The sequence below is a fragment of the Saccharibacillus kuerlensis DSM 22868 genome, from assembly GCF_000378145.1.
Lineage (GTDB): Bacteria > Bacillota > Bacilli > Paenibacillales > Paenibacillaceae > Saccharibacillus > Saccharibacillus kuerlensis.
Genome location: NZ_KB899280.1, coordinates 231,511 through 255,513, shown reverse-complemented (window position 1 = coordinate 255,513; position 24,003 = coordinate 231,511). Strand labels below are relative to the sequence as shown.

At 48.7% G+C, this 24,003-nt stretch carries 23 protein-coding genes; 19 read left to right on the top strand and 4 right to left on the bottom strand.

The genetic code is table 11. The features are described from left to right. Positions 1–41: 41 nt before the first annotated feature. The 10 genes from F456_RS0107295 (at position 42) to F456_RS23515 (ending at position 10,537) form a co-directional block, all read left to right on the top strand. A complete protein-coding gene (locus F456_RS0107295) occupies positions 42–947 on the top strand; it encodes a LysR family transcriptional regulator (RefSeq protein ID WP_026293716.1) in 906 nt (301 codons plus the stop codon). A 136-nt stretch (positions 948–1,083) separates the two neighbouring features. Continuing rightward, positions 1,084–1,944 (top strand): hypothetical protein, encoded by an 861-nt coding sequence (locus F456_RS0107290; protein ID WP_026293715.1) that lies wholly within the window; start codon positions 1,084–1,086, stop codon positions 1,942–1,944. A 291-nt stretch (positions 1,945–2,235) separates the two neighbouring features. Next, entirely contained in the window at positions 2,236–2,880 is a 645-nt protein-coding gene (locus F456_RS0107285) for an HAD-IA family hydrolase (RefSeq protein ID WP_018976351.1), read from the top strand. Between the two features lie 314 nt (positions 2,881–3,194). Continuing rightward, positions 3,195–3,839, top strand: coding sequence for an ABC transporter ATP-binding protein (locus F456_RS0107280; RefSeq protein WP_018976350.1), 645 nt, complete (start codon positions 3,195–3,197; stop codon positions 3,837–3,839). Continuing rightward, complete coding sequence (locus tag F456_RS0107275) at positions 3,836–4,615, top strand: ABC transporter permease (RefSeq protein ID WP_018976349.1); 780 nt, start codon at positions 3,836–3,838, stop codon at positions 4,613–4,615. Before F456_RS0107280 ends, F456_RS0107275 begins: the two co-directional genes overlap by 4 nt. Before the next feature lie 164 nt (positions 4,616–4,779). Beyond that, positions 4,780–5,052, top strand: a complete 273-nt coding sequence (locus tag F456_RS0107270) for a hypothetical protein (protein ID WP_018976348.1) — start codon at positions 4,780–4,782, stop codon at positions 5,050–5,052. A 417-nt stretch (positions 5,053–5,469) separates the two neighbouring features. After that, the gene (locus F456_RS22020; protein WP_373290951.1) at positions 5,470–6,366 is read left to right on the top strand and encodes a carbohydrate ABC transporter permease; all 897 of its coding nucleotides are present in this window, start codon (positions 5,470–5,472) and stop codon (positions 6,364–6,366) included. A gap of 17 nt (positions 6,367–6,383) precedes the next feature. Beyond that, a complete protein-coding gene (locus tag F456_RS0107260; protein ID WP_018976346.1) occupies positions 6,384–7,235 on the top strand; it encodes a carbohydrate ABC transporter permease in 852 nt (283 codons plus the stop codon). 204 nt (positions 7,236–7,439) lie between these two features. Continuing rightward, complete coding sequence (locus tag F456_RS0107255; RefSeq protein ID WP_229675687.1) at positions 7,440–8,852, top strand: extracellular solute-binding protein; 1,413 nt, start codon at positions 7,440–7,442, stop codon at positions 8,850–8,852. 128 nt (positions 8,853–8,980) lie between these two features. Next, positions 8,981–10,537 carry a DUF1963 domain-containing protein gene (locus F456_RS23515; protein WP_157060016.1) on the top strand — a complete coding sequence of 519 codons (1,557 nt, stop codon included), beginning with the start codon at positions 8,981–8,983 and terminating at the stop codon, positions 10,535–10,537. A 184-nt stretch (positions 10,538–10,721) separates the two neighbouring features. Here F456_RS23515 and F456_RS25115 read toward each other — a convergent pair whose 3' ends face one another. Continuing rightward, positions 10,722–10,952: an alpha/beta fold hydrolase gene (locus tag F456_RS25115; RefSeq protein WP_373290952.1), complete on the bottom strand. Its 231-nt coding sequence runs from the start codon at positions 10,950–10,952 to the stop codon at positions 10,722–10,724. Then, positions 10,933–11,553 (bottom strand): alpha/beta fold hydrolase, encoded by a 621-nt coding sequence (locus F456_RS22015; RefSeq protein ID WP_211223570.1) that lies wholly within the window; start codon positions 11,551–11,553, stop codon positions 10,933–10,935. The genes F456_RS25115 and F456_RS22015 overlap by 20 nt, the downstream gene beginning before the upstream one ends. A 110-nt stretch (positions 11,554–11,663) precedes the next feature. Between F456_RS22015 and F456_RS0107240 the strand changes: the two genes are divergently transcribed. From F456_RS0107240 to trpS, 6 genes are all read left to right on the top strand, one after another. Beyond that, on the top strand, positions 11,664–12,518 hold the full coding sequence (locus tag F456_RS0107240; RefSeq protein ID WP_018976342.1) for a LysR family transcriptional regulator: 855 nt from the start codon (positions 11,664–11,666) through the stop codon (positions 12,516–12,518). Between the two features lie 88 nt (positions 12,519–12,606). Next, positions 12,607–13,077: a hypothetical protein gene (locus tag F456_RS22010; protein WP_018976341.1), complete on the top strand. Its 471-nt coding sequence runs from the start codon at positions 12,607–12,609 to the stop codon at positions 13,075–13,077. Positions 13,078–13,152: 75 nt separating this feature from the next. Next, positions 13,153–13,833, top strand: a complete 681-nt coding sequence (locus F456_RS0107230; RefSeq protein WP_018976340.1) for a response regulator transcription factor — start codon at positions 13,153–13,155, stop codon at positions 13,831–13,833. Continuing rightward, positions 13,830–15,608: a sensor histidine kinase gene (locus tag F456_RS0107225; protein WP_018976339.1), complete on the top strand. Its 1,779-nt coding sequence runs from the start codon at positions 13,830–13,832 to the stop codon at positions 15,606–15,608. The genes F456_RS0107230 and F456_RS0107225 overlap by 4 nt, the downstream gene beginning before the upstream one ends. Continuing rightward, a complete protein-coding gene (locus tag F456_RS0107220) occupies positions 15,601–16,131 on the top strand; it encodes a hypothetical protein (RefSeq protein WP_018976338.1) in 531 nt (176 codons plus the stop codon). Before F456_RS0107225 ends, F456_RS0107220 begins: the two co-directional genes overlap by 8 nt. Positions 16,132–16,656: 525 nt before the next feature. Beyond that, the gene (trpS, locus tag F456_RS0107215) at positions 16,657–17,670 is read left to right on the top strand and encodes a tryptophan--tRNA ligase (protein WP_018976337.1); all 1,014 of its coding nucleotides are present in this window, start codon (positions 16,657–16,659) and stop codon (positions 17,668–17,670) included. A gap of 605 nt (positions 17,671–18,275) precedes the next feature. Here trpS and F456_RS0107205 read toward each other — a convergent pair. Next, positions 18,276–19,223 (bottom strand): alpha/beta hydrolase, encoded by a 948-nt coding sequence (locus F456_RS0107205; protein WP_018976335.1) that lies wholly within the window; start codon positions 19,221–19,223, stop codon positions 18,276–18,278. 186 nt (positions 19,224–19,409) lie between these two features. Then, positions 19,410–20,984, bottom strand: coding sequence for an outer membrane protein assembly factor BamB family protein (locus F456_RS0107200; protein WP_018976334.1), 1,575 nt, complete (start codon positions 20,982–20,984; stop codon positions 19,410–19,412). Between the two features lie 273 nt (positions 20,985–21,257). On the opposite strand from F456_RS0107200, the gene F456_RS0107195 reads away from it, so the two are divergent. From F456_RS0107195 to F456_RS0107185, 3 genes are all read left to right on the top strand, one after another. Continuing rightward, complete coding sequence (locus F456_RS0107195; protein ID WP_018976333.1) at positions 21,258–22,208, top strand: tyrosine-type recombinase/integrase; 951 nt, start codon at positions 21,258–21,260, stop codon at positions 22,206–22,208. 29 nt (positions 22,209–22,237) lie between these two features. Next, a complete protein-coding gene (locus F456_RS0107190; RefSeq protein WP_018976332.1) occupies positions 22,238–22,591 on the top strand; it encodes a hypothetical protein in 354 nt (117 codons plus the stop codon). A gap of 311 nt (positions 22,592–22,902) precedes the next feature. Continuing rightward, the gene (locus tag F456_RS0107185; protein WP_018976331.1) at positions 22,903–23,997 is read left to right on the top strand and encodes a DUF3900 domain-containing protein; all 1,095 of its coding nucleotides are present in this window, start codon (positions 22,903–22,905) and stop codon (positions 23,995–23,997) included. Positions 23,998–24,003 lie beyond the last annotated feature (6 nt).

Genomic DNA, 24,003 nt, shown 5'->3' with positions numbered 1-24,003 from the left:
GAGGGAAAATAAAAGCGAACAGGAAGGAAGATCAAGTGATGATGAATTTGAATCTAACCAAACTGAAGATTGTGGAACTGTTAGAGAAGCATAACAAGATTACGACCGTAGCCGAAATTCTGAATTTAAAACAGCCTACCGTTACTTTTCATATGAAAAATATGGAGAAAGACTTCGGCGTTAAGCTGTTTGAGACGAAGATGGGCAAAATCGTTCTAACGGACGCCGGTTACGCGCTTCAGCATTATGCGGTCAAAATAGGCGCATTGGCGTCAGAAGCCGAACGGGCGGTTAGCGAATTTGATACGCTGCGCAGAGGAACGCTGAGGATCGGTGCCAGCTATGTGCCGGCTACCTATCTGCTTCCCGGCGTACTGCACCGCTTCTCCAGTCTCTATCCGGGCGTCCATATTGCGTTGTCCGTTAAGACAGCTCCTGCGGTAAGAGAGATGCTGGAGCGGCATGAGATTGATCTGGGGATCGCTTCGACAGATTCTTTCGAGTCGCCGGAACTGCTATCAGAACCGATGGGGCGGGATGAACTTGTACTTATTTTTGCTCCCTCGCACAAGCTGGCCGCAATCGGCGAGCCGACCCCCGAACAGATCGCTTCCTGCTATTTTGTGATGCACGGAATAGAATCGAGCACACGTAGGTTGACGGAAAATTGGCTGGCTGCCCATTCCCGCCGGCTGCCATCGTATCTGGAGTTTGATTCGCTGGAAGCGATCAAGCAAACGGTCATGCTCGGTGAACACGTTTCTTTTGTTTCGCATCTGGCTGTTCAAGACGAGATTAAACGGGGACTGCTGCAGATGCGCTCTATTCCGGGCGGACGGCTGAATCGGCACATCTATATGGTAACGAACAAACAGCGCTACCGTTCGGCTATGTTGGGGCGCTTTACCGATCACTTGACGGAATGGATGCGGACAAGCGTTGAATAAATCTTGGAAACTATAGAGGGAGTCTTGGAAGATTTTACAACTTTCCCTCTTCATGTTGATGCTGCCTTGACCCCTTTCCTCTAGAGTAAAACGGGTACGCCACTACTTTGGAGAAATGGAGTGAGATGTGTTGAACATGAAGATCCGCAGCCGTTTTGCCCGCTCGATAACCGCCGCTGCTTTAACTGTTGTCGTTGCCGTAACAGGACTTGGAGGAGCCTCCCAAGCCCAAGCCGCTTCCAATGCCGTCCCTTCGTATGAAGTGAAATTTCTGCTTGATGCCGAAAAGGTGCTGACATCGAATCAATCGCTGCAGCCTGAGCTGCGCTCGGAATTCTCGGTAACCGAAGAGCCTACATACCGGTTGGTGGAATACTTTGATACTGATTCCCAAGAGCTTGGCCAGGAAGGGTGGAACGTCAGATTCCGTAAAAAAGCGGATAAAACCGATTACGAGCTGACATACAAAAAAAGGTTTCCAATTGAAAACGGGAATATCGAAGCTGCACTTGATGCTGCCAATGCAGCCGGATTTTCTTCCGATGATGACAACTATGAAGCGGAAGTGGACTGGGGCTACAGCAAGCAGACGTTGAGTTTCTCCAATACAAAGAAAGAATCGGCGCCTATCGGATTGGTTCTGCCAAGCGAGCAGAAAGCGCTCGACATGCTGCTTGACCGGATTCCGGGCAAAATGAACAAGACGCTCTACAGAGGATGGGGCGAAGACATGCTGTCTCAATCGAGGGCCCGTGGACCGGTATCCGTTACCAAATACAAAGGAGAGTTTGAAGGTCTGGAAGTAGACATTGAAGTTTGGATGGTTCAGAACGAAGCGGGAACGGGCGAAGAGCCAATTATCGAAATCTCATTCAAAACGGATGAATACACCGATGCGGCTATTAAGCGAAGTCTTCTAGCCGATCTGCTCGACGCAAAAGGCTGGCTGATCCATGCGGATTCGTTTAAAACCAATATGGTGTTAGACCGATACTAAGGTAAGTTTAGTAAAGGTAAGTTCGGACTTGAAAATAAGGCTTATACTTGAAAATGAAGAGATTTCGAAGTCGGCTTACGCCGGCTTCTTTTTCATATGTGACAAATTAAAAATAAAACGCCAAATAAATTGTTTAAAATTAAAAAATCTTCATTTCTTGTCCGTGAAAACCGTTATAATAGAAAGAAGAACACTGCTCCTTCACCAAAATTTAGTAAAATTTAAGGTAGGCGGAAGAAGCTGCAGGTTAATAAAAAGTACACGAACTTATCTTTCGAGGAGGTATGGACTATGATTCGGCATGTGATCTTCGATTTCGACGGTACGATTGTCAATTCCCGCCCGCTTATTGTCGAGCTCTACAACAATTTGGCGGCTAAGCACGGATATCAAGCGATCGGCGACGGTGAATCGGAGCCTTTTGCCGGACGGTCCATACGTCAGCGCGCAAAAGAACTGGGCATTCCGCTGTACCGGCTTCCCATGCTCGGCTTTCAGCTGTTCTCGGAATACCGTCGTCAGATCAAAACGCTGGAAATCAAAGACGGTGTAGGCGAACTGATTCGCGAATTGAATGCACAGGGCTATCAGCTGAGCATTATTTCGTCCAATTTGGAAAGCAATATCCGTTTGTTCCTGCGGCATAACGAGATTCATCAATTCATCCAGGTGCGTTCGTGCTTCAGTCTGTTCGGCAAGCACCGGGCGATCCATTCATTCCTTCGCGATAATAAATTGAATCCTACGGAAGCGCTTTATATCGGCGATGAACTGCGTGATATTGAAGCGGGTCAGCGTTCCGGGATCAAGATGATTGCGGCAGGATGGGGCTATGATTCGTTTGAATTGATGAAGAGATTTTCCCCCGACTTTATGGCTTTGTACCCTGGCGAAGTGTCGGCGGCGATTCAGGGTTTCAACACAGAGGCTATTTAGAAAAAGAGAGTATGTAAGCGCTATCTTTATAGGGGTGACTGGGTTGTTTCGGGTGCGAATCCGAGATGGCCCTTTTTGTATGGAGTTTGCGAGGTGCTGAACCGGATATTGACATGGAGGAAAGAAATAGGGTAATAAAAAGAAGCCAATTGACATTGAAAGCAGATGATCAGCAGGAGAGCGTTCTGAACGTTGATAGAAGGTGGACGGCGATTATTAACGGAAGATGCAAAGTGCTTCTGTTCCAATTATCTTCTTGCAGTTGATCAGTCGGATTATTTCCAGACATTGATATTCTTGAAGGAGGTCATATCTTGTTCGCACTACATAAGATCCGCTGGAAACATATATTAGATATCGACGAACTGATCATACCCGAGGGCGCCACAACCTGCATCGCGGGGGACAGTGGAAGCGGTAAAAGCACGCTGCTGCGCATGCTAAGCGGCATGATCAGTCCGGACAGCGGAGAAATTCGTTACCGAGGAACGCCTATGGCGCGGCTTGACCCGGTGCTTCATCGACGAGAGGTCGTTACGGCTCCTCAAGCACCGGCAATCTTTGAAGGCGATGTACGCGAAAATCTGCAGCTCGGCCTTCGATATACGGAGCGTCCCGATGCGGAAGAGTCTGCGTTGAAGCGTGCTCTCGAAGCTGCTGAGCTGAAAGTTTCGCTGGATCAGGATGCCGGCTCGCTGTCCGGAGGAGAACAGCAGCGGCTCGCTATTGCCCGGATTCTGTTATTAGATCCGTCCGTGCTGCTGCTGGATGAACCGACTTCCTCGTTGGATGAAGGAACGGCGGAGCGCATCATGCGAAATATAATTAACGAAGCGGAGAAAAAGGGCAGAACGATTATTATGATCAGCCATTCTCCCGATATGATCCGCCGATTTGGCGACCATTTGATCACAATCGACCATGGCCGGATTGTCGGAAACGGGAAGGTGCCTCAATGAACGGAACAATCGATATCGTCTGGTGGCAGTTGGGAGCGGCTTATATTTTCGTCCTGATTCTTATGCTGATTGTACGGATCAAAGGCATTCGCCGGGAACGGGAAATTGCCATTGCTTCGATCCGCATGACGGTGCAGCTTATTGCTGTGGGCTACATACTAGAGTACGTCTTTGGTCATGCCAATCCGTATACGACACTGCTGATCATTGCCGTTATGCTTGCTTTTGCTGTACATACGATTATTAAACGTTCGAAAAATCCGCTTTCCCGCAAAATGAAGCAGTTGATCGCCTTGTCTATGTTAAGCGGCTTTATTGTCAGTCTGTGCGTGTTTTTATTTGTCATATTGGGTCTTCGCCCATGGTACGAGCCTCGTTATGTAATCCCCATTGCAGGTATGATTATTGGCAATTCAATGACCGGTATTGCGCTTGGAGTGAATACGTTAACGGGAGGCATGCGGGCTCGAAAATCGCTGATTGAAGCGGCTTTGATGTTCGGTGCATCGCCCAAAATGGCCTGCCGCAGCGTCGTTAACGATGCATTCGATGCCGCCATGCTGCCCACTCTCAATTCGATGATCGGCATGGGAATCGTATTTCTGCCGGGGATGATGACGGGTCAGATCCTTGGAGGTGCTTCTCCGCTGATGGCGATCGAATATCAGATTGCCATTATGCTGAGCATGGTCGGCAGTGTATCATTGTCGGTCATTTTATTCGTTCAGCTGGGTTATAAACAGTTTTTCAATAAGCGGGCACAATTAATCGAATAAAGCAGCAGCAGAAATACTTCTGTCTGGCGATATTGTGTTGTTCATGTATATATTTCTGAAAAGTCAAATCATTCTCCATGATTTTTGTATACATAATAATAATTATATATACCAAATGGATGAATAGTGCAGCTAAACAACTTGATTCAGCAGGAAGACGGTTAGTGGAGATGAGGGAAAATAGTCTCGAACATGCGAAAGCCCATCTTATCGCCGAGGCCTTTTTTCAAAAAAGACCGCATTCTGTTCTCCCAATCATCGGTAAAAGTTTTATGAATGAAGTTTGGACTGCCGAATCGGAAGGAGAAAAGATCATTGTTCGCCTAAATGATAAAGACCCATACGCAGAAAAAGTGTTTCTTAAAGAGAATAGTGCATGGAACAAGCTTTTTGACAGACAACGATCCTCTGATCCATCTTGGTGTGATTACACTTGAACAATCCAGGCAAATCCGCAGTATGTTTGAGTGTTGTCCTTCTATTCATCGATATTGCCCTGTTATTCGTGGATTATGCTGGAAAGAGGAAGTGGAAGGAGCGAATATCGCAAAAAGATCGAGAGGAAAATAGGTTACAAGAGATTTAGTTTACATAATAATAGTTATGTATAAAAAACGGTAGCTGGATGGGTTCTTCACTGATTGGTGGAAAAGAAAGCTGTAAAGACTGTTAAATCAAGAAAATATTTAATGTTCCATTTATACAAGCTATCGTTTCCCTTCACAAAAGGCAGATAAAGTATTAGGCGGAAGGAATTTATGCTCAATAGACGGTATTGACCCCATTGGTATCGATACCAACTGTTGCAAAAGGAGGTTTAGGGACAGTTTTGTCCGATCAAAATGAGTGAAATTGTGTTGAATGAAACCATCGGAAGAAAGAAAAAACGAACAGGAAAATCCTTTTTAAATGGCTGGGTCTGGTTCATCTTCCTACTGCCGACTTTGCTCGGAATCGCCTTGTTTACGGTGTATCCGATGATCGAATCTTTTCGTCTGAGCTTTACCCGAGGAGCCGAAGAAAGGTATGTAGGATTTGAGAATTACCAGCATGTTCTTGGATCGGATTCGTTTCATCAAGCCATATTCAACACCTTTTACATCGCATTTTTTCAGTTATTGATTGTCATTCCTCTAGGATTCATCATCGCCAGCCTCATTCATTCCCTTCGTAAAGGTCAGAACTTTTTCAAAATCCTTTTTTACATTCCCAACATCACATCCATGGTCGCTGCTGCTACAGTATTTCTGGTCGTTCTTCACCCTCAAGGATTACTGAATTATGTATTGAGTGCATTCGGTTTTCCCGAGACGATCTGGCTTGCGAATCCGGTTTCTGCCCGGTGGAGCGTCATCCTGCTGGCGAGCTGGCATGCGCTTGGCTTTGGCATTATCATCAATCTGGCCAATCTGCAGGCGATCTCGCCGGACTATTATGAAGCCGCTTCGATCGATGGCGCTTCCCGATTCAAACAGTGGCTGTATATCACCATTCCGAATATGCTTGGCAGTCTCACCATCTTGATCATCCTGGGATGGATCGACGGGCTGCAGCGGTTTACGGAAGCTTTTATGCTGGGAGGTCATACAGGCAGTCCGGCACGTTCCTTATATACGCTGGTCGGGTTTATTTATGAACGCGGCTTTGGCGGATTGGAGTACGGGGTCGCTTCGGCAGCTTCCTATTTGCTTCTGATTCTGATTCTTGTGTTCACCTTTATCAATATCAAATTCTTCAGAATGAAGATATAGACGGGAGGCACTTACAGATGAAGACCATGGTCGCAAATGCGCGTAGAAAATGGGCAGATGGCCTAGTCGCAGTTTCCCTGCTGCTGCTTGGGACCATTCTGATCTATCCTTTTCTGTGGATGGTAAGCGTCGGCTTTGAACGAACCGCCAATGTGAATGCTCCTTTTCCGCCAAGACTTATTCCATACGACTTCAGCCTATTTAACTTCGAGCTTGTATTCGAAAACGGTCATCTTTTAAGAGCGTATTGGAATTCCGGAGTAAATGCGTTCTTCAGCGTCATTCTCAGTGTATCCTCGGCCCTGTTGGGCGGTTATGCTTTTTCGCGGGGACGTTTTAAAGGAAAGAAGTTACTATTTATTCTCATACTCGCTACAATGATGATTCCTTTCGAAACCTCCCTGATCCCTATGTTTATCATGTTCAACAACTTCGGCCTGATCGATACCCGGTATCCGATTATTTTGCCGAGCATCATCAATGCGATGGGTATTTTGCTCTGTAAGCAGTTCTTCGATCAATTACCGGAAGGATTGCGGGAATCCGCCAAGATCGACGGAGCGGGAGAATTCAAGATTTTCTTTCACATTTTCATGCCTTTGGCAGGGCCGATTACGGCGACCCTTGCGATTCTCTCTTTTCAAGGGAGCTGGAACTCCTTCGTCTGGCCGCTTGTGGTCATTAACAGCCAGGATTTGAAGACCGTTCCGCTCTTTTTGTCTCAGTTTTCCCAGGAAAGCGGCACTCCTCTGATGGGGGTAACCATGGCAACTGCTGCGGTTAGCATTATCCCGGTCATGGTCGTTTTCCTGATTATGCAAAAATATATCATCCAAAGTATCGCGCTAAGCGGACTGAAAGGAGAGTGAAAAAGGGCAAAAGAGGGCGGAAAGAGAGTACATAAGACATGCAGCTTGATCGCAGTTGGAACGCAATTTGTTTGAATAAGATATTTATTTGAAAAGATACTCGATTGACCGTTTGGCAGCCGAGCCGGAAGCCGATTCACCTGACAGCATGAGAGACAATCGTGCAGGAGTGGGAATAAACCATACACATAAATGGAGGCTCTAATGATGAAAAAGAAAAACAGTACACTGGCATTAACCTTTCTTTTACTGTTCAGCACACTGCTGAGCGCATGCGGCGGCGGAAATCTATCATCGAGTGCGGCAACTGCGACTCAACCCTCCGCAAAAACGGGAGACTCCACCGCAGCAGCTTCTCCGGCAGAGACGGCGGGACTGACCGGAACGCTGAATGTCCAAATGATCGGCGGTTTTACGGAAGAAGATAAGACCGACCCGAAAACAGGCCTGAAAACAACCGGAGTCCGCGTTTTAAAAGAAGAATTCGAGAAGCTTTACCCGGGTGCGGAAGTGAACTTCGTCCTGATGGGCTGGGACAGTTACAACGAGAAAACCCAAACGATGCTGCAATCCAATGCCGCGGACGTCTACCAACTTCCCGGAATTGCGACTTTCGCGGAACAAGGGCTTCTGGAACCTCTTCAGTCTTATATTGACCGCGACAAATTTGATCTGGATCAATACTTCGGCGGGCAGGTGGAAGGCTGGAAGGCGATGGGACCAGAAGATACTGATCTGCAAATCTACGGCCTGCCTTTTATCGGGGACACCCGCGTCATCGTGTACGACAAGAAGATTTTTGACGATTGGGGCGTTCCTTATCTGTCCAAGGAGCCGACAATCGAAGAAATTTTGGAAAAAGCCGAAAAGATGACAGGGAAAAACCCGAAAACCGGTGAACAAAACTACGGCTTGACCTTTAACAAATCGGATGCCGCAGATACCGTAATGAACATCAACGAGTCCAAAGGCGGCAAGTGGGGAACGGGCTTCCTATGGAAAGACATGGAGCTGGAATTCAACACGCCGACGATGGTCGAAGCGCTGGATCTGTTGAAAAAAGCGAAAGAATATGCGCCTGAAGGTGTTTTGGCCGGGCAGGGAGCAGAAAACTTCTTGACCGAGAAAAATAATGTTGCGATCAATCTGCGTGCGGCTCCCGGATTTATTACGGACATTAAGGCGAACGGTACTGAGGATCGTTATGACGCCGCGCTTCTGTTCGTCAATCCTGAAGAAAAAATGGGTGGCATGTTCGCCGGCAGTCCATTCTCGATCGGGAAGTCGAGTACGCAAAAAGAACTGGCTTGGGAATGGCTGAAGTTCAGCTCGAGCGACTTCTTCCAGCAGTTTATGTGGGATAACTACAGAAACGAAAGCACACCGGTCGTGAAAGCTTCTACAGAATGGGCCAGCGTGAAAGAAATCCCGCAAATGAGTGTTGTGCTGGATGCCATGGGCCGCCTGTGGGCACCACGTTATCCGTACCGTTCCGGACAACCTCGTTATATCCTGTCCGAGAATGTGGAGAAAGCACTGCTGGAGTCTACATCTTCGCAGGAAGCGCTGGACAAAGCACAGAAGGATGCGGCGGAATGGATTGTGAGTCAGAAGTAAAGCGGTAGGCCATTCATTATCAGGAGATAGGTTGAAACAAAGGATTACAGGCGGAGGGCTGCGGCTCTTCGCTTTTTTGTGTGTAACGAACGAACCAGAGATTGCGTTTATAGGAACAGAGGGAACATTTGGGAAGAAGAATAATCATTGTTTACATAACTAACATTATGACGCTTAGGAGAGGTTTTATGCCAATCATACTTCATTCCAGCGGTTTGTATTCGTTAGAGGCGCAAAAGCGTTTTATGCAAATCGTTGAAGAGTCAGGTTTAGAGCGAAAAGCGGTCATTATCACTACTGCCGATCCGGAACATGCAGCCGGGAATGGTCATACGGTACAAACCCGTGACATGTTTGAAGGTTTGAACTTTGTTGTCGACTTCCTTGATCTCGCAACCGAACCGGCAGGGCAATTGGCACATTATTCGATTATTTATTTGAATGGCGGAAATCCGTTTATTCTGCTTGCCGAATTGAAGAATTCGGGAGCCGATCGTATTTTGCAGGACTTACATCAAAAGGGACATCTGATTATCGGTCACAGTGCAGGAGCCGCCGTGTTGGGGACTACAATTGAACATTTCCTTCTATTGAATACAGAAAGCAATTCTTCAAATCTGACTGACTTCAGCGGACTCGAACTTGTGCAGGCGATCGTGCTGCCGAACAGCAATCGTTATGAAGAACGGGAGTCTGTGATCGAATTGTTGGAATTTTCAATTGAAAGACCGGAGCCGCTGCTCAAGATCGAAGATAATCATTTTTACGTTTATGAAAGACCGACTCCTGAGCAGCGTTTGGATCCTGAGTTTATTCTGCGTAAGCTTGAAGATGCAGGACTTGCCAAGTATCGACCAGATATCGCCAAGCTGCTGTTTCCTTCATTGAAAATGAAGCTGCATGCTGTGTCAGATACAGAAATAGTGATCGGATCAAGCCGAGTCGGCGGCGGAGCTGACCTGCCGGGAGACGCGGATTGGCCGGAATGGGATGAGTGTCCCTATACATTTATTGCACAAATCAACTTATCGGAGCTTCCTGAGGGTCATGGGTTACTACTCCCTGAAGATGGGTTGCTGTCCTTTTTCTATGCTTCTGCGGCTATGTACGAAGACTACGCTTTCCATGGCGATCCGACTACCTGCCGAGTCATCTATACACCTCCTTCTTCATTTAAGTGGTTGAGCACCCTCTCTATACCTGAGTCGCTGTTACAGGCAGATCCGCAAGTCGTATTGTCTCCGGCAAAGATTATTTTTAATCCGGACCTGTGTGTACCCGAATCTGAATCGGCTTATCTGGAAGCTTTAGGACTCGGGTGGGGCGGAGATCATATCGAATACGAACGTTACTGGAATATCTTTAAGGGAAACTTGGACGATCCCCAAACCTATCATGTCCCTCTTCATCGCTTGTTAGGTCATCCTGATCAGATCCAAGGCGACATGCAGATTCAATGCGCGAAAATGTTTCGATGGAGTTCGTTTGATACGAGTATCAGTGCGGAGGAAGAGGAGCGTTTTGCACGTGACGCGCTTGAATGGAGACTGTTGCTTCAGATCGATTGTGACGAAGCAGCGAATATCGAGTGGGTTGGCGCGGGACGGATTTACTTTTGGATAAGGGAAGAAGATCTAGTACAACAGGTATTTGATCGAGTCATTTGCATTGTACAGAACACGTAGAGATATGAAAAAGCACGATATAAAAACAGCGTATAATATAAATTATACGCTGTTTCGTTTTAAATCGATCAAGATTTCTTTTTACGCCCACTTATTCATCATAATGAACATCTAAATTATTCATTTTTAACATTATACTGGATTTTAGTTTACATAATATTATTATGGTAATTCTAGCGCTTCACTATCTTTTAACAGAATGAAGAAAGCGAAAAATTTGTTGAAGAAGGACGGCAGGTTCATCTTCCTGCACAAGATGACCCGCTTCCGGTATGGTCTGCAGAATCGCTCCTGGAATTTGGCTCTGAAGAGCAGCTCCTTTTTCAATTGGAATCCACTCGTCCTTCTCTCCCCATATTAATAACACAGGAAGGTCGATCTCTCCGTACCTCAATTCAATCTCTTTGGTATACATCTGGTCGGCTTGAGCGATCTGTCTGTAAAAAAGCACGCTGGCCTCGTTCGCCTGTCCAGGGTTTTAGGATTCCAAGCAGAGTCTCGTCGCTCATGGCATGAAATTGCGCGCCTCTGACATAGGCGGATACAATGGCTTTGTGAATGGAGGAAGGGACACCCGCAAAAGCTTCCTCGTATTCACGGACATGAGCGAAAAACGGCGATCCCCAAGGGCTTGTCGCTACAGGATCAATCAGAATCATACATTTCGCATCGCGGCCATTCAATAGATGGGTTCGCAGAATAGTTGTCCCTCCAAAATCGTGTCCGATCAGGATGGGGCGCCGAAGTTGCCAATGATCGAGAAGCTCGTCCAAAATGTTGTTTTGAATGCCGAGAGAAACATTCTGCCCTTCGATTTGCTCCGATTGACCGTATCCAAGCAGGTCGTAATAGTAGACTTTATAACAGCAAGACAACTCTCTGATCACATGCCGCCAATTATAAGAAGACCAAGGGGTACCGTGTACAAACACGACAGCCTCGCCTTCGCCTTCAACCCCGTAATTTATCGTTCCGCAGCTTGATTGAAACCGTTCGTGTGAATTCCATTCCCGCATAGAGTACCTCCTTGAGTTTGGATAAGGCAATTTTACAGAGAAGTTTCTTATTAGTAAAATGAATATTATGTATGATTGATATAAATAAAAAGAATGACGGAGGGGATTCAATGTCTGTTCATGCCTACACGGTGCTGCAAACGGTTATAGAGACTGGAAGTTTTACAAGGGCAGCCCATAAACTCTCGCTCTCACAGCCGGCGGTGAGCCATTCAATCCGTTCATTGGAAAAAGAATTAGGCGTACAGCTGCTCAATCGGGGCGGAAAACTGGAGCTAACGGAAATCGGAGAAGAGCTTCTCCCGCATATTCATACCATTGTTGCCCGACAGGAGCATATCCAGCAGCTTGTAGATGAGCGTCATGAATTGAAGCGGGGTTCTATCCGCTTGGGTTCATTTCCGAGTGTCACTTCTACGGTGCTGCCGCCTTTGCTGCGATCGTTTCGTCAGCAGTATCCGGGGATTTCTGTTTCGATCCATGACGGAGGCTACGGCGAAATCGAGCAAGGTTTGATTGCAGGAGCTTTCGATCTTGTTTTTCTGCCTTACAACAACCGGAAATTCGATTCGCGTTTATTTTTCGAAGACGCTTACGTCGCGGTTGCTCCTTTGGATTTCCCGACTCGCGAGGAAGGGAAACTGTTTATTGAGGAGTTGGATGCCCGACCCTTCATTTTGCCTTTAGACGGCTGTGAACAGGTATTTTTGCCTCTTTTCAACGAGTATGGAATCTCTCCCAACATCGAATACGAGCTTAAACACTCTTTATCCGTCATCGGAATGGTTGCGCAAGGCCTTGGTATCTCGATCGTGCCCGAAGGAACGGCGTCCATGGTATCCAATCGGGTAAAAGTGCTGCCGCTTACCCCTCGAATCTCCCGAAGCCTCTACGCAGGCATAAGCAGGGGGAACGAATCTTCTCCGGCTGTAAAAGAGTTTTTGCGTTTTATAAGCGTTCGTTGAAGATGCTATTCTCCACTTCCCGTACACATGATCTACACATCGCCTCGCTATACTGAGAACATTCCAACCAAACAGGAGGCCTTCTACTATGAAAACATCCAAATTGATTTTGAGTCTTGCCATCGCAGCAGCAGCTACCGGTTCTTCCTTGGCGGCGCCTAAGCAGGCCGACGCGACGTCTTCTGCGAATCGGACAATAATCTCCGCTTCGCAGGCAAACAACCCTTATGAAGTAGCAGGGATCGACAATCCGGCAGAGTTCCATGACTTCTTCTTGAAACTGCAGCGGGCTGTGAAAAAGAATGACAAAAAAGCGGTAGCGTCGATGATGCATTATCCGCTCAATGTCAATACGGGCGGCAAAACATATAAATTCTGGACACCGGAACGTTTTATTGCCAAATATGATGCAATCATGACAACGAAAGTTCGCAAAACGCTAGGTTACGCGATTGAGGACGATCTGTTCGTCAGCTGGAAAGGCGTTTCGGTCGGTGACGGCGCGCTGTGGATCAGCCAATTCAACGGTGAAATAGCCGTTTATGGGGTGAATAAGTAAAACGTTTTTGACAGCCGCACCGTTCTCCGGTTAGCATAAACGGTGCAGCGAATCCGGAGATACGGAGTGTATATAATGAAGAAAACGATTCTGCTGGTCGAAGACGACGTGCTGATGCGCGAGTTTATGACTGATTATTTCAAAAAAGACGGCTGGCATGTGCTCGAAGCCAACAACGGCCGCGAAGCGCTGGAACTGTTCGATCTGCATGAGGTTGAGTTGATTGTGCTGGACATTATGATGCCGGAGATCGACGGATGGTCGGTCTGCCGGCGCGTGCGCAAAAAGTCCGGCGTGCCGATCATCATCATTACTGCTCGAACGGACGACGACGATCAAATTATGGGCTTCGAACTGGGGGCGGACGAGTATGTCACCAAGCCGTTCAGTCCCAAGGTACTGGTCGCCCGTGCAGCTGCACTGCTCAAACGGGCGGAGGGAAATATGGGACGCGAAGACGATCTGCTGATTTTTGGTCAAATTTCGATCGACAAACGTTCGCATACGGTGCGGATCGGAGAAGATAGTATTGCTCTCGCGCCAAAAGAGTACGACCTGCTTATCCTGCTGACTCGACATTACGCAGGTGTGCTGGACCGCGACGAGATTCTGAATGCCGTATGGGGAATCGACTACTTCGGCGATCCGCGAGCAGTAGATACACATATCAAAAAGCTTCGGGCTAAGCTGGGTGAAGAAGGGCGGCATATTCGAACTGTGATCGGCACGGGGTATAAATTTGAGGTAGAGTCATGAAGAGAGGGATTGCATTTAAGCTATTTCTGATCACCTCGGCGGTCATGCTGGGCATGCTCTTCCTGCTTCTGCTTGCTCAAAGTTTATTTTTCCAGTCTTTTTATCAAGACGAGAAGATTCGGGAGATCGAACGGGATTTGAAACAAACAGCAGATCAATATGCGGAAGCGGCCGGCTCCCCGGCGGCTTCTGCGCGTCTGTTGGGCGAATTCACGAATAAGAACCGCGCGGCATTTGCTGTTCTGAACAAAGACTTCGCCCGGCGCAGTCTCGACCCGTATTTCATTACGCTGCGAACGCCCGGAGGAAAAGAAGTGACGCTGCTGCCGTCTTCCGCGGGTACGATGGCAGACGAGATGCCGGACGGTCTGCAGAGCGGCGATGCACTGACTGTTGACGGCATCTATATGGATCAGAACGATACGATCATGCAGCCGACCACATTACAGCCGGATACGCCGTCGCCCGAGCAGGGACTGAGCCGGGTAGACGGAACGGTCGCCGATCTGCTGCTGCCGTCGAATCAGACACTCGATCCTTTTTATACGAATGCCTTGATCGACGAAGCGCTTGTAGATCTGCGGCAGCGACAGGAACAGTATGCGCCGCAGCTGAATTCCGGTAAGACCGTAAGAAGCGAGTGGACAGATAAATGGAGCGGACTGACCTATGCGGTAATTGCTGTGCCGATCGGCAATGACAGAGAAGGAGGAGGGGGTTATGCCCTGGCGCTGGCATCGCTGCAACCGGTTGGAGAAGCGGTCGACATGCTGCGCCGCTATGTGATTTACCTGGCTCCTGCAGCTGCAATCGTTTTGCTGATCCTATCGCTGCTGTATTCGCGCCTGCTGTCTCGTCCGCTTGTCCGTTTAAGTCGGACATCCGCCCGTATGGCATCGATGGACTTTGCGCCCGACGAGGGCCGGACAATTCGCTCGAGCGACGAACTGGGTGAGCTGTCGCAAAATCTTGATACGCTGGGACATAATCTTGATGCCGCGCTGCGTAATTTATCGCAGGCCAACGAAGAGCTGAACCGCGAAGTGGAAGCGAAAAATCGCTCCGAAGAGCTTCGCAAAGAGCTAATTGCCAACATCTCGCACGAACTGAAGACACCGCTCGGCATTGTTAAAGGATTCGCGGAAGGACTGCAGGACGATGTGGCTGCCGACAAGCGAGAGCGTTATTTGCAGCTGATCGTCGGCGAGACGGATCGGATGAATGCACTCATTTTGGATATGCTGCAGCTGTCTCGGTTCGAAGCGAAAGCGATCAAGCTGAAGCCGGAAAAAATGCAGCTGTCGCAGCAGATTCGCACGCTTCTCGATGCGCTGTCGGCGCAGATCGAGGGCAAAGGACTGCGGGCGACGCTTGTCGAAGAAAAACAGACACCGTACGTCATTGCGGACCCGCGCCGGATCGAACAGGTACTGCTTAATCTGCTGAGCAACGCCGTACGTCATGCGCGGGAAGGCGGGGAAATTCGTATCGAAATAAAGAGCGGAGCGAACGGTACCGTCAGCGTGCGAATCGAAAACGACGGCGAGCCCATTCCCGAACGGGAATTGGAGCTGATTTGGGAGCAGTTCTACCGGGCGGAACGCTCTCGCGACCGTAAATCCGGTGGAACAGGTCTGGGTCTGGCTATTGTGCGTCATATTTTGGAGCTGCATGGCAGCCCTTATGGAGCGGAAAATACAGAGAGAGGCGTCGCTTTTCACTTCACTCTTGAAGAGGCTGCGTCAGAAGAAGAGGAGAGAAATAAAGATGAATAAGAAACAAGGCTTCGCCGTTTCTATGCTGCTGATCGCCGCATTAGTGCTTGCCGCCTGCGGCGGACAGCAGATAGAAGAGACACAAGCGGAAAATGGAGCAGCGGCTTCTCAGGAACAGGCGCCGCTTGGAGGGGTCGATGACGATAAAACGCAAGCCGAAAGTGCAGAACCTGCAGAAAATGAACCGACCGCTGCAGAGAATTCGGAAATTTTGGTTGTGATCGATCAGACCGAGAAACCGATTGAAGGCAGCAGCTTCGATTTTAGCGTACGCAAGCTGCCGGAAGGCTATTCACTGCAGGAGATGCAGTGGAACTCCGACAAGAATCAAATCTCCACTGCGCTTTTGGAGGCGGTTCAGAATGGACAAACCGGCGAAGAAGGGTTTTATATCAGCGGCGATGGCCAATTTTCCGGTTTTATCTATCCCGATTCGATGCAGGGAGAGCAGGGAGAGATCGTGCTTGTGTTCGGCAATGAAGCAGGAGAGGAGTTGACCTGGAAAAAAGAAATTACTTTGTAAGAAACGTTTTTCAGCGACAGCTTCGTTACTCCGAAATTTTAGTTTACCATAATTATATTATGTAAACAAAAATACATGGACTATCTCATTGGCGTCCGCTTGCTTTTTTCTAGCGCTTCTTTTAAACTAATGACAAACAACTGCCCATACAAAAAAGCCAGGAATGGAAAGAGTAGCTGAAATAAAATGTCGTTAAAGAATCGATCATGTCGTGCCCATGTCAGTCCGGCGATCGAAAAAAGCGAGCCGGCGATTGGTGAGAGGTCCGGTACGACAGCGTTCAGTGAATGGGTCCATTCGCTTCGGTCCGAACGCCGCATGAGCGGTCAGTAGGCGCCGACGGTATCCCTCCGTTATCTCGGGGAGCCCCGTTAGTCGTTTTGACGGGTCCAAGAGGCGGCCGCACGGCCGAATTTGGGTGGTACCGCGGAGCAGAGCACTTCGTCCCTTATACGGGGATGATGTGCTCTTTTTGCGTTTGGCGGCAGGTTTTTGTTGATTTTCAAACAAAAAGGAGAGATGGTAATGAGCGGTACAACCGAAAATACAGGCAAGAAACGCATTCTGTCCGGAATTAAACCGAGTGGGGATTTGAACATCGGAGGATATCTCGGCGCGCTGAGTCAGTTCGTCAAATATCAGCACGAGTATGAAAGCTTCTTCTTCGTTCCAGATCTTCACGCGATTACAGTTGCCCAAGACCCGAAAGAACTGAACCAGCGTTCGAGAGAAATTGCAGCATTTTACGTAGCGGCAGGTATCGATCCTGATAAGTCCGCCATTTTCCTACAGTCTCAAGTCTCGGCGCACGCTGAGCTGGGATGGATCATGGAGACGCAGGCGCATTTCGGCGAATTAAACCGAATGACGCAGTTCAAAGAGAAGTCGGACGGTAAAGAAGGAGTAAGCTCCGCACTGTTCACCTATCCTGCACTGATGGCATCGGACATTTTGCTGTATCAGGCGACGCATGTACCGGTGGGCGAAGACCAGACGCAGCATTTGGAACTGACTCGCGATCTGGCCAACCGTTTTAACACCCGCTTCGGGAAGACATTCACTGTGCCGGAAGCGATCGTTCAGGATATCGGCGCTCGCGTAATGGGTCTTGACGATCCGCACAAGAAGATGAGCAAAAGCAATCCAAACAAAGCCAGCTACATCTTGATGCTTGACGAGCCGTCCGTCATCCGCAAAAAGTTCTCCCGTGCGGTTACAGACTCCGATGGACAGGTGCGCTACGACTGGGAAGAAAAACCTGCCGTCAGCAATCTGATTGAGATCTATTCCGTATTCGCCGGTGAGACGACTGCAGCGGTTGAGAAGCGGTTTGAAGGGCAGGGATACGGCGCGTTTAAGAAAGAATTAGCGGAAGTGGTTATCGCTAAGCTGGAGCCGATTCAGCAGCGCTTCCACGAAGTCGTAAATTCGCCTGAACTGGATGAAATTCTAAAGCGCGGTGCGCAGAAAGCGTCCGAAGAAGCGGGCAGAACGCTGCGCGCAGCTCAAAAAGCGATGGGATTTGTAACGTTTAACTAGAACATATAGAGAAGTCATTAAAAAACGAAAAGCTCCGGTCATTTTCCGTTGTTACATACGCTTTGTGATGAACAAGCGCATGTAACTTAACGGACAGATGCCGGAGCCTTTTTTTGTTATTTCTTATTTCCCTGCAATTTTTCGAGCGGGATTTCAACCTCCAGCAGCTTACCTGCCTCGTGGTTCGAAATCTCCCAACTTACAAATGTAATAGGCTTTCTTAAATCGAAAGCTGAGAATTCACGGATAAAGCTGTACGTTTTTTCGTTTTCGATCTCCATGGTTTTCTCCGGTATAATATGCACGCCTCTTACAAAAAACACCGGATCATACTCTTTGTTTTCTATTGAAAGATTTTCTATAAAAAGATCTCGAGCTTGCGCATAAGGGTCGCTGCCTTCGCACGATAATGAACACGAATAAGTCCGTTAATGTGCTCGATCTCGGTAATCAGCAGCCTGCCGACTTCTCCCTTAATATGCCGTTCATTGCGATTTGGTTCCTTTATTGCTGAATGTTTTTTGAAAAAGGAAAAAAGCCGCTCCCAGAGGAGCAGCTCTTTTCAATACTATTTAAATGAATCTATACCCTTTACATCCGCTTCGTTAAGCCTTCAGCCATGCATTGGCCAGCAGCATTGCGCCTTTTTTGGCATTCGTCTCTGCCAGTGTGTTCAGCATGACAAAGTCATGAATAATGCCTTGGAATCGGGCTGCCGTTACCGGCACACCGGCTTCGCGCAGTTTATTCGCATATGCTTCGCCTTCGTCGCGCAGCACATCAGCTTCGCCGGTAATAACCAGCGCTTCAGGCAGTCCCTGCAGCTGCTCCGTCGTAGCGCGAAGCGGGGAAGCGGTAATCTGGTCACGTTCCTGAGGATCGGTCGTGTACTGATCCCAGAACCATTTCATGCCTTCCTTCATTAGGAAGTAGCCTTCGGCGAATTGGTTGTACGACTCCGTTTCGAACGAAGCGTCCGTAACCGGGTAGAACATCAGCTGCTTGGTGATCTTTGGACCGCTGCGTTCTTTGGCCATCAGCGTGATTGCAGCCGTCATATTGCCTCCGACGCTGTCTCCGCCGACAAACAGCTTCGACGTATCAAAATGCTCTGTCTCGCCCTGTGCCGAAATCCATTCCAGTACGGCGTAGATTTCTTCGATTGCAACCGGATATTTGTTCTCCGGAGACAGGCTGTAGTTCGGGAAGACGACTGCGACTTCAGCACCGACTGCAAGCTCACGAATCAAACGGTCATGTGTATGCGCATTTCCAAAAACCCAGCCTGCGCCATGAATATAGAGAAGGACGGGAAGCGGACCTGTCGAGCCTTTTGGACGCAGAATGTGAATCGAAACTTCGCCTTTTGGGCCCCCCGGAATACTCTTATCCTCAATATCAACTTCCGGTTTGTACACGTCGCCGGATTGCACTTCGTCGACTGTTTCACGCCCTTTTTCCGGTCCCAGATCGGAAAGGAACGGAGGCTTGGCGTTATCATCGGCAAATTGCTGCGCAGCGGGTTCAAGTACAGGTTTGTTGGCATTTGTCATTGGAATACGGACTCCTTTTGGATGTTCTCGACATCCTGCAGATTTGGAAAACTTTGTAGCGCCGCTCTGGCGAATTTCAAGTTTTGCTAGCTGCTTGGGCCTACTCCAATTATTTAAAACCAAATTAAATTTTGCGAAACATAAATAAGAAGAATTAACACAAAATATAATAAGAGAAATGCTTTTTTACTTCTTCGAAATGCCGAATCCAATCAGCTTGTCTTCCGTACGAACAACGACCGAAGATTTCGAGACCGAGATTCCATTAATTTTCGCCCCATCAGCAGACAGCTTCCCTAATGTACGTCCAGTCTTGGCATCGAAAGCCAGCACTTCGCCATTTTCAAGTCCTGCATATACCCGCTGATCAACGACAACAGGACCATAAGTCACTTTGGAGGCGAGATCCCCGAACGAGATGGATGCGCCATTTGCAGCTTTGATCGCCGTCATAACCGTCCCGCTTTGGAAGAAGAGAAGACCTCCGGTCGGTCCGGCGAGCCAGCTTCCTGCATCCTCGTCATTTTTAGCGGAATTTTTGGAGGAATCGCCGTTCAGACGGAAAGAGGACAGTGTCGTTCCCTTATCTCCTTCATCCACCGAATACAGGGTACCGCCCTGCAGGAAGGTGCGGCTGTTCTCCAAACCGGATACAGCGCTGTCCAGCGGTCCATAACGGCCGGCAGGCGACAGTTCCCCGCTTTCCAGATCCACATAAGCAAGCTCGACCAGATAGGCGTTAGCCTCTTCGGCGCTGTCGTCTTCCGGTGCTGTTTCGACCTTCGGCGCATCGTCCTCCGGTTCAGTTTCACCCTTCGCTGCGTCGTCTTCTGTCTCTGTCTCTGTCTTCGGCGCGTCCTCTTCCGAAGTCACATCGGTATCGCCAGATTCCACCGAATTGGCTTCAGCTGCCGGAGTCTCATCAAAAGAAGGGGCAGAACCGGACTTATCACGTATCAGCAGTTTCCCGTCTTTTCCGGTCAATACATCGTATGAACCTTCCAGTTTCCACAGAAGATCACCATTCTCCGCATCTATACCGAAGATTACGTCCGATTCGTCGGCAGATTGCCCGGTGGCGACAAGGACGTCGTCATAACGCACAATAGTCTTCATGAGGTCCAAAGCGGCATCGGCAGAAGTCCATTTACGTTTGCCGTTAGCCGGATTGAACGCTTTGATTCCTGCCGAGGAGTCGGAAACATACAGTGTTCCTTTGATCAACACGGCCGACGCTTCTTCCGGATTTTCTACAGCTGTTTTAACAGTCCAAGACGCTTTTCCTTTCTTAGTGTCGATCCGGAGCAGACGGCCGTCTTCAGCAATCAGAAACACCGCATTTTTCAATTCGGCCGCAGGGAAGGCACTTCCTTTATAGGTCCATTTGAGTTTGCCTGTCGAAGCATCCAGAGCGCGCAGAGAATTATCGGATTCGTGAAAGACGAGACCCACAGCAGTCGTTAGCGCCGAAGTATTCCCAGAAAATGAAACGTCCGAGATTTCCCAGTTGGCTTTCCATACCGGTGCCGAAGATGAAGCGGTTCGAGCCTGCTTCGACGCTTGCGTTTTCGAACTGTTCTTCGTTTTCGAATTGTTCTTTGCTTGCCCTTCGCCGGAAGATTCACTTGAAGCCTTAGCTGCACTTTCCTTGGCAGGCCGATCGTTCTTGCCTTCGTTTTTGGCAAAAGCGGATGGCGTACCTGCTGCGGTTACCGCAATCAACAATGCCGCTGCTGCAGCTGTGAGTCTCGTTTTTTTCATAATCCAGTTCCCCCAGTAGGCTGATTATTTGCTCATTGGAGCAAGCGAGCCAGTAGTTTTATCTCTATATTATCGACTTATGGGGGGAAGAAGTGAAGAGCGGCGTCCCGGCACGTTTCATTTTAAATAGAAGAATTCTTTCAAAAGTCAATCTTCAGCATATACATGCCGCAATAAACACCTTCGCACGGAAGAGATCTTGCACTTCATGCCCCGTATGGTTCACAATATATAAATAGAAACTTTGAATTCAAGAACGGAGCGACTCAAGAGATGGCTACTATCCGAATTCCGTACGACGAAGCCTGTGAGAAATATACGGATTACTTGGAAGCTTTTTTGATCTGGATGCAGGACGCGGGGTATACCGACTATACACAAAAAAATTATCTGAGCGATGTGCGGCATTTTCTGATTGCACTGAATGAACGGGATCTGGAGACGGTGAAAAAGATTCATGTTATGTCATTCCTCTCGGGCGCAAGGCGCGATGGGGCAGGAGATGCGACGCGCAACCGGAAGCATGCGGCGGTACAGTGTTTTTTCAAAGCGCTGATTGAACTGGAACTGCTAGAGCACAATCCGGCGTTTGGAATCAAGAAAGCGAAGACTGAGACCAACCGTGCTCCCGTTTATATGGACGAAAAGCAGATCGGCGAGTTTCTTGAAGCGGTCGATGGCAAGTACCGTGAGCGCAATCTGGCCATTTTTCTGCTGATGGCCTACATGGGACTCCGTGTCGGTGAAGTGCATGCGCTCAATGTCTCCCATTACAATGCCGAACGGCGGACACTTCAAGTATTTGGCAAAGGGCGGAAATGGCGGACGCTGCCGGTGCCGGAAGCGGTGGCGGGAGTGCTGGAGGAAGCGATTGCCCAGCGTTTATCTCCGTGGACGGACCGTGAGGAAGCGCTTTTTGTCTCGCAAAAAGGACGCCGAATGTCGATTCGTGCGATCCAGCAGTTGGCTTCCGATACGTTCGACCGATTCCAGCAGGATTTGGAGCCGCATCAGCGTATTCCGTTTTCCAGCCATAAATTGAGACACTCTTTTGCCACAATGCTGCTGCGCCGCGGCGCGGATCTGCGCACGGTACAGGAGATGCTGGGTCATTCCTCAATCCAGACGACAACCGTATATACCCACGTTACAAGCCGGGAAAAAGAAGAAGCGATGAATCGGCTTGATGTTAAACTCCCCCCAGCGGCGGGTAAAGACTCCTAACACTTATTATATGAAGGAGGCTGTTAACGATGGGATTCAATCTTGGAGGAGTAGGCGATATGTTGGGCAAACTGCAGGGAGGCGGCAGCGGAGGAAGCGGCGGATTGTCCGACCTGCTGAACAAGCTGCCGATGGGCGAGCTTCTGCAAAAGCTTCCGCTTGAGCAGCTGCTCAACTCGGAGTTCTTGCAGCAGCATACACCGTTCAAATCGGCAGCCGAAATGCTTCAGAAGTTCGGGATCGGCGGCAGCGACCCAAACGAGCTGCAGAATGTACCGCCTCAAGAACTGGACGAGAAAGTGAATGCCAATACCAAATTCGGTTCCATGCAGGAAATGCTGCAAAAAGGGATGGAGTTCATGCAGCAGCGCCAAGGCAAGTAAAGGCGATATAAACTAGGCCCTGGACAAACATGGGACAAACGCTCGTACTTGTTTGGGCAGGCTGTACAGCATCAAAGTTAAATGAGAATAGGATCGCGGCCGTGCCTGCAAAGGTAGGCCGCGTTTTTGCATGTTCATCATAGTCGAGCATAGTGGAGATTTCTCTTTGCCGGATTGTCCAATTTCGACACTCGTGCTATCGTAGGCAGACAGGCAGTTTGCTGCCAGGTTTAAGCCGGATATGTACGGCAGTCATTACCGCCTTCCGATCAGTGTAGGGGAATCGGAGGCAGAAGGGGTTTAACAATAACATGCGTTTTGATATCGAATACTTATCCTTTTTCGTCATCCAGGTCGAAGGCCGCGAAGGCCAAGGGGCGAGAGGATACAAGCACTACCAGACGATGGACGATTATGATTATGAAGACAGTCCGGTTAAAAAGTTTCTCGACAGCGAATTTTCGCGGATTGCCAAGCGGAAGGTAGAGAAAAATCCGCTGACCGAGCAGGCCCCGACCAAGATCGGAAGTTTTATCGTGGAACCGGGCTACGAGCTGGACAGCAACCCCAACTTTAATATGTTCAACCGGATGCGGACAGCGGACGGCAAAGAGGATTTTAAAAATGCCTGTGACGATCTGGTGCGCAATTATTTGGATACCGGCTCTGTACGCGGAGGCGCACTGGTACTAACCCGAGCCAAAATGACGAGTCATTCCGATGACCCATTTATTTTCGTTATGAAATGTGACTTTGAGAATAAAATTGCGCGTATTTCCGATGAACAGAACTTGATCGACGAAGTCGAAATGGCGATCAGCACCAAAAGCATCAAGTCGATTATGTATCCGCATATGCCGGAAGCCGGTATGACGGAAGAATGGGAATTGAAAATTCATCAGCCTTCTCATGCCCGCTATTTCGAGGACTTCTTGAAGTTTGTCGTTTACGAGCAGTCCATGCCCGAGATCGTAAATGAGCGTGTGATGGAATTTGTACAAACTTATGTCGAAGAAAAATGGCCAGACGAAAACAGCGAAGAACGTCAGCGCGAAGAGCACGATTTGGAATTGTGGACGGCGAGCGACAAGCGGGATATTCAAGAAAAGTGGGAGCCTGAGCAGGTGATGGAAGCAGCCGAACGGATTACCGAATTCCAACCGGAAATCGAAGTGCGTTTCAAGCTTGGCAATACTCAGGTCAAAGGCCTGCTCGCCGATTTCGGCTATGGCGTGCACATTACCCGTCTGAACGGACGCTATGCGGTGATCTTGGAAGGCGAATCGTTCGTGTTCGACAAGGGACATTCCCCGATTGAACTGCTGCAGCCCGAAGATTTTCAGACGGTAGCCAAACGTCTGATTGAACGCCGCGATGAGGAAAGTGATGACGGGCTGCCTTATTAAGGTGCG

Bases quoted from the DNA above. Each gene is read 5' to 3' on its own strand.
- F456_RS0107240 (WP_018976342.1), top strand. From the start codon at position 11,664: ATGTCTGTTCATGCCTACACGGTGCTGCAAACGGTTATAGAGACTGGA.
- F456_RS22010 (WP_018976341.1), top strand. From the start codon at position 12,607: ATGAAAACATCCAAATTGATTTTGAGTCTTGCCATCGCAGCAGCAGCT.
- F456_RS0107285 (WP_018976351.1), top strand. From the start codon at position 2,236: ATGATTCGGCATGTGATCTTCGATTTCGACGGTACGATTGTCAATTCC.
- F456_RS0107295 (WP_026293716.1), top strand. From the start codon at position 42: ATGAATTTGAATCTAACCAAACTGAAGATTGTGGAACTGTTAGAGAAG.
- F456_RS0107225 (WP_018976339.1), top strand. From the start codon at position 13,830: ATGAAGAGAGGGATTGCATTTAAGCTATTTCTGATCACCTCGGCGGTC.
- F456_RS22015 (WP_211223570.1), bottom strand. From the start codon at position 11,553: ATGCGGGAATGGAATTCACACGAACGGTTTCAATCAAGCTGCGGAACG.
- trpS (WP_018976337.1), top strand. From the start codon at position 16,657: ATGAGCGGTACAACCGAAAATACAGGCAAGAAACGCATTCTGTCCGGA.
- F456_RS0107190 (WP_018976332.1), top strand. From the start codon at position 22,238: ATGGGATTCAATCTTGGAGGAGTAGGCGATATGTTGGGCAAACTGCAG.
- F456_RS0107205 (WP_018976335.1), bottom strand. From the start codon at position 19,223: ATGACAAATGCCAACAAACCTGTACTTGAACCCGCTGCGCAGCAATTT.
- F456_RS0107185 (WP_018976331.1), top strand. From the start codon at position 22,903: ATGCGTTTTGATATCGAATACTTATCCTTTTTCGTCATCCAGGTCGAA.
- F456_RS0107230 (WP_018976340.1), top strand. From the start codon at position 13,153: ATGAAGAAAACGATTCTGCTGGTCGAAGACGACGTGCTGATGCGCGAG.
- F456_RS0107255 (WP_229675687.1), top strand. From the start codon at position 7,440: ATGATGAAAAAGAAAAACAGTACACTGGCATTAACCTTTCTTTTACTG.
- F456_RS0107220 (WP_018976338.1), top strand. From the start codon at position 15,601: ATGAATAAGAAACAAGGCTTCGCCGTTTCTATGCTGCTGATCGCCGCA.
- F456_RS0107260 (WP_018976346.1), top strand. From the start codon at position 6,384: ATGAAGACCATGGTCGCAAATGCGCGTAGAAAATGGGCAGATGGCCTA.
- F456_RS0107195 (WP_018976333.1), top strand. From the start codon at position 21,258: ATGGCTACTATCCGAATTCCGTACGACGAAGCCTGTGAGAAATATACG.
- F456_RS0107275 (WP_018976349.1), top strand. From the start codon at position 3,836: ATGAACGGAACAATCGATATCGTCTGGTGGCAGTTGGGAGCGGCTTAT.
- F456_RS0107290 (WP_026293715.1), top strand. From the start codon at position 1,084: ATGAAGATCCGCAGCCGTTTTGCCCGCTCGATAACCGCCGCTGCTTTA.
- F456_RS0107200 (WP_018976334.1), bottom strand. From the start codon at position 20,984: ATGAAAAAAACGAGACTCACAGCTGCAGCAGCGGCATTGTTGATTGCG.
- F456_RS25115 (WP_373290952.1), bottom strand. From the start codon at position 10,952: ATGTATACCAAAGAGATTGAATTGAGGTACGGAGAGATCGACCTTCCT.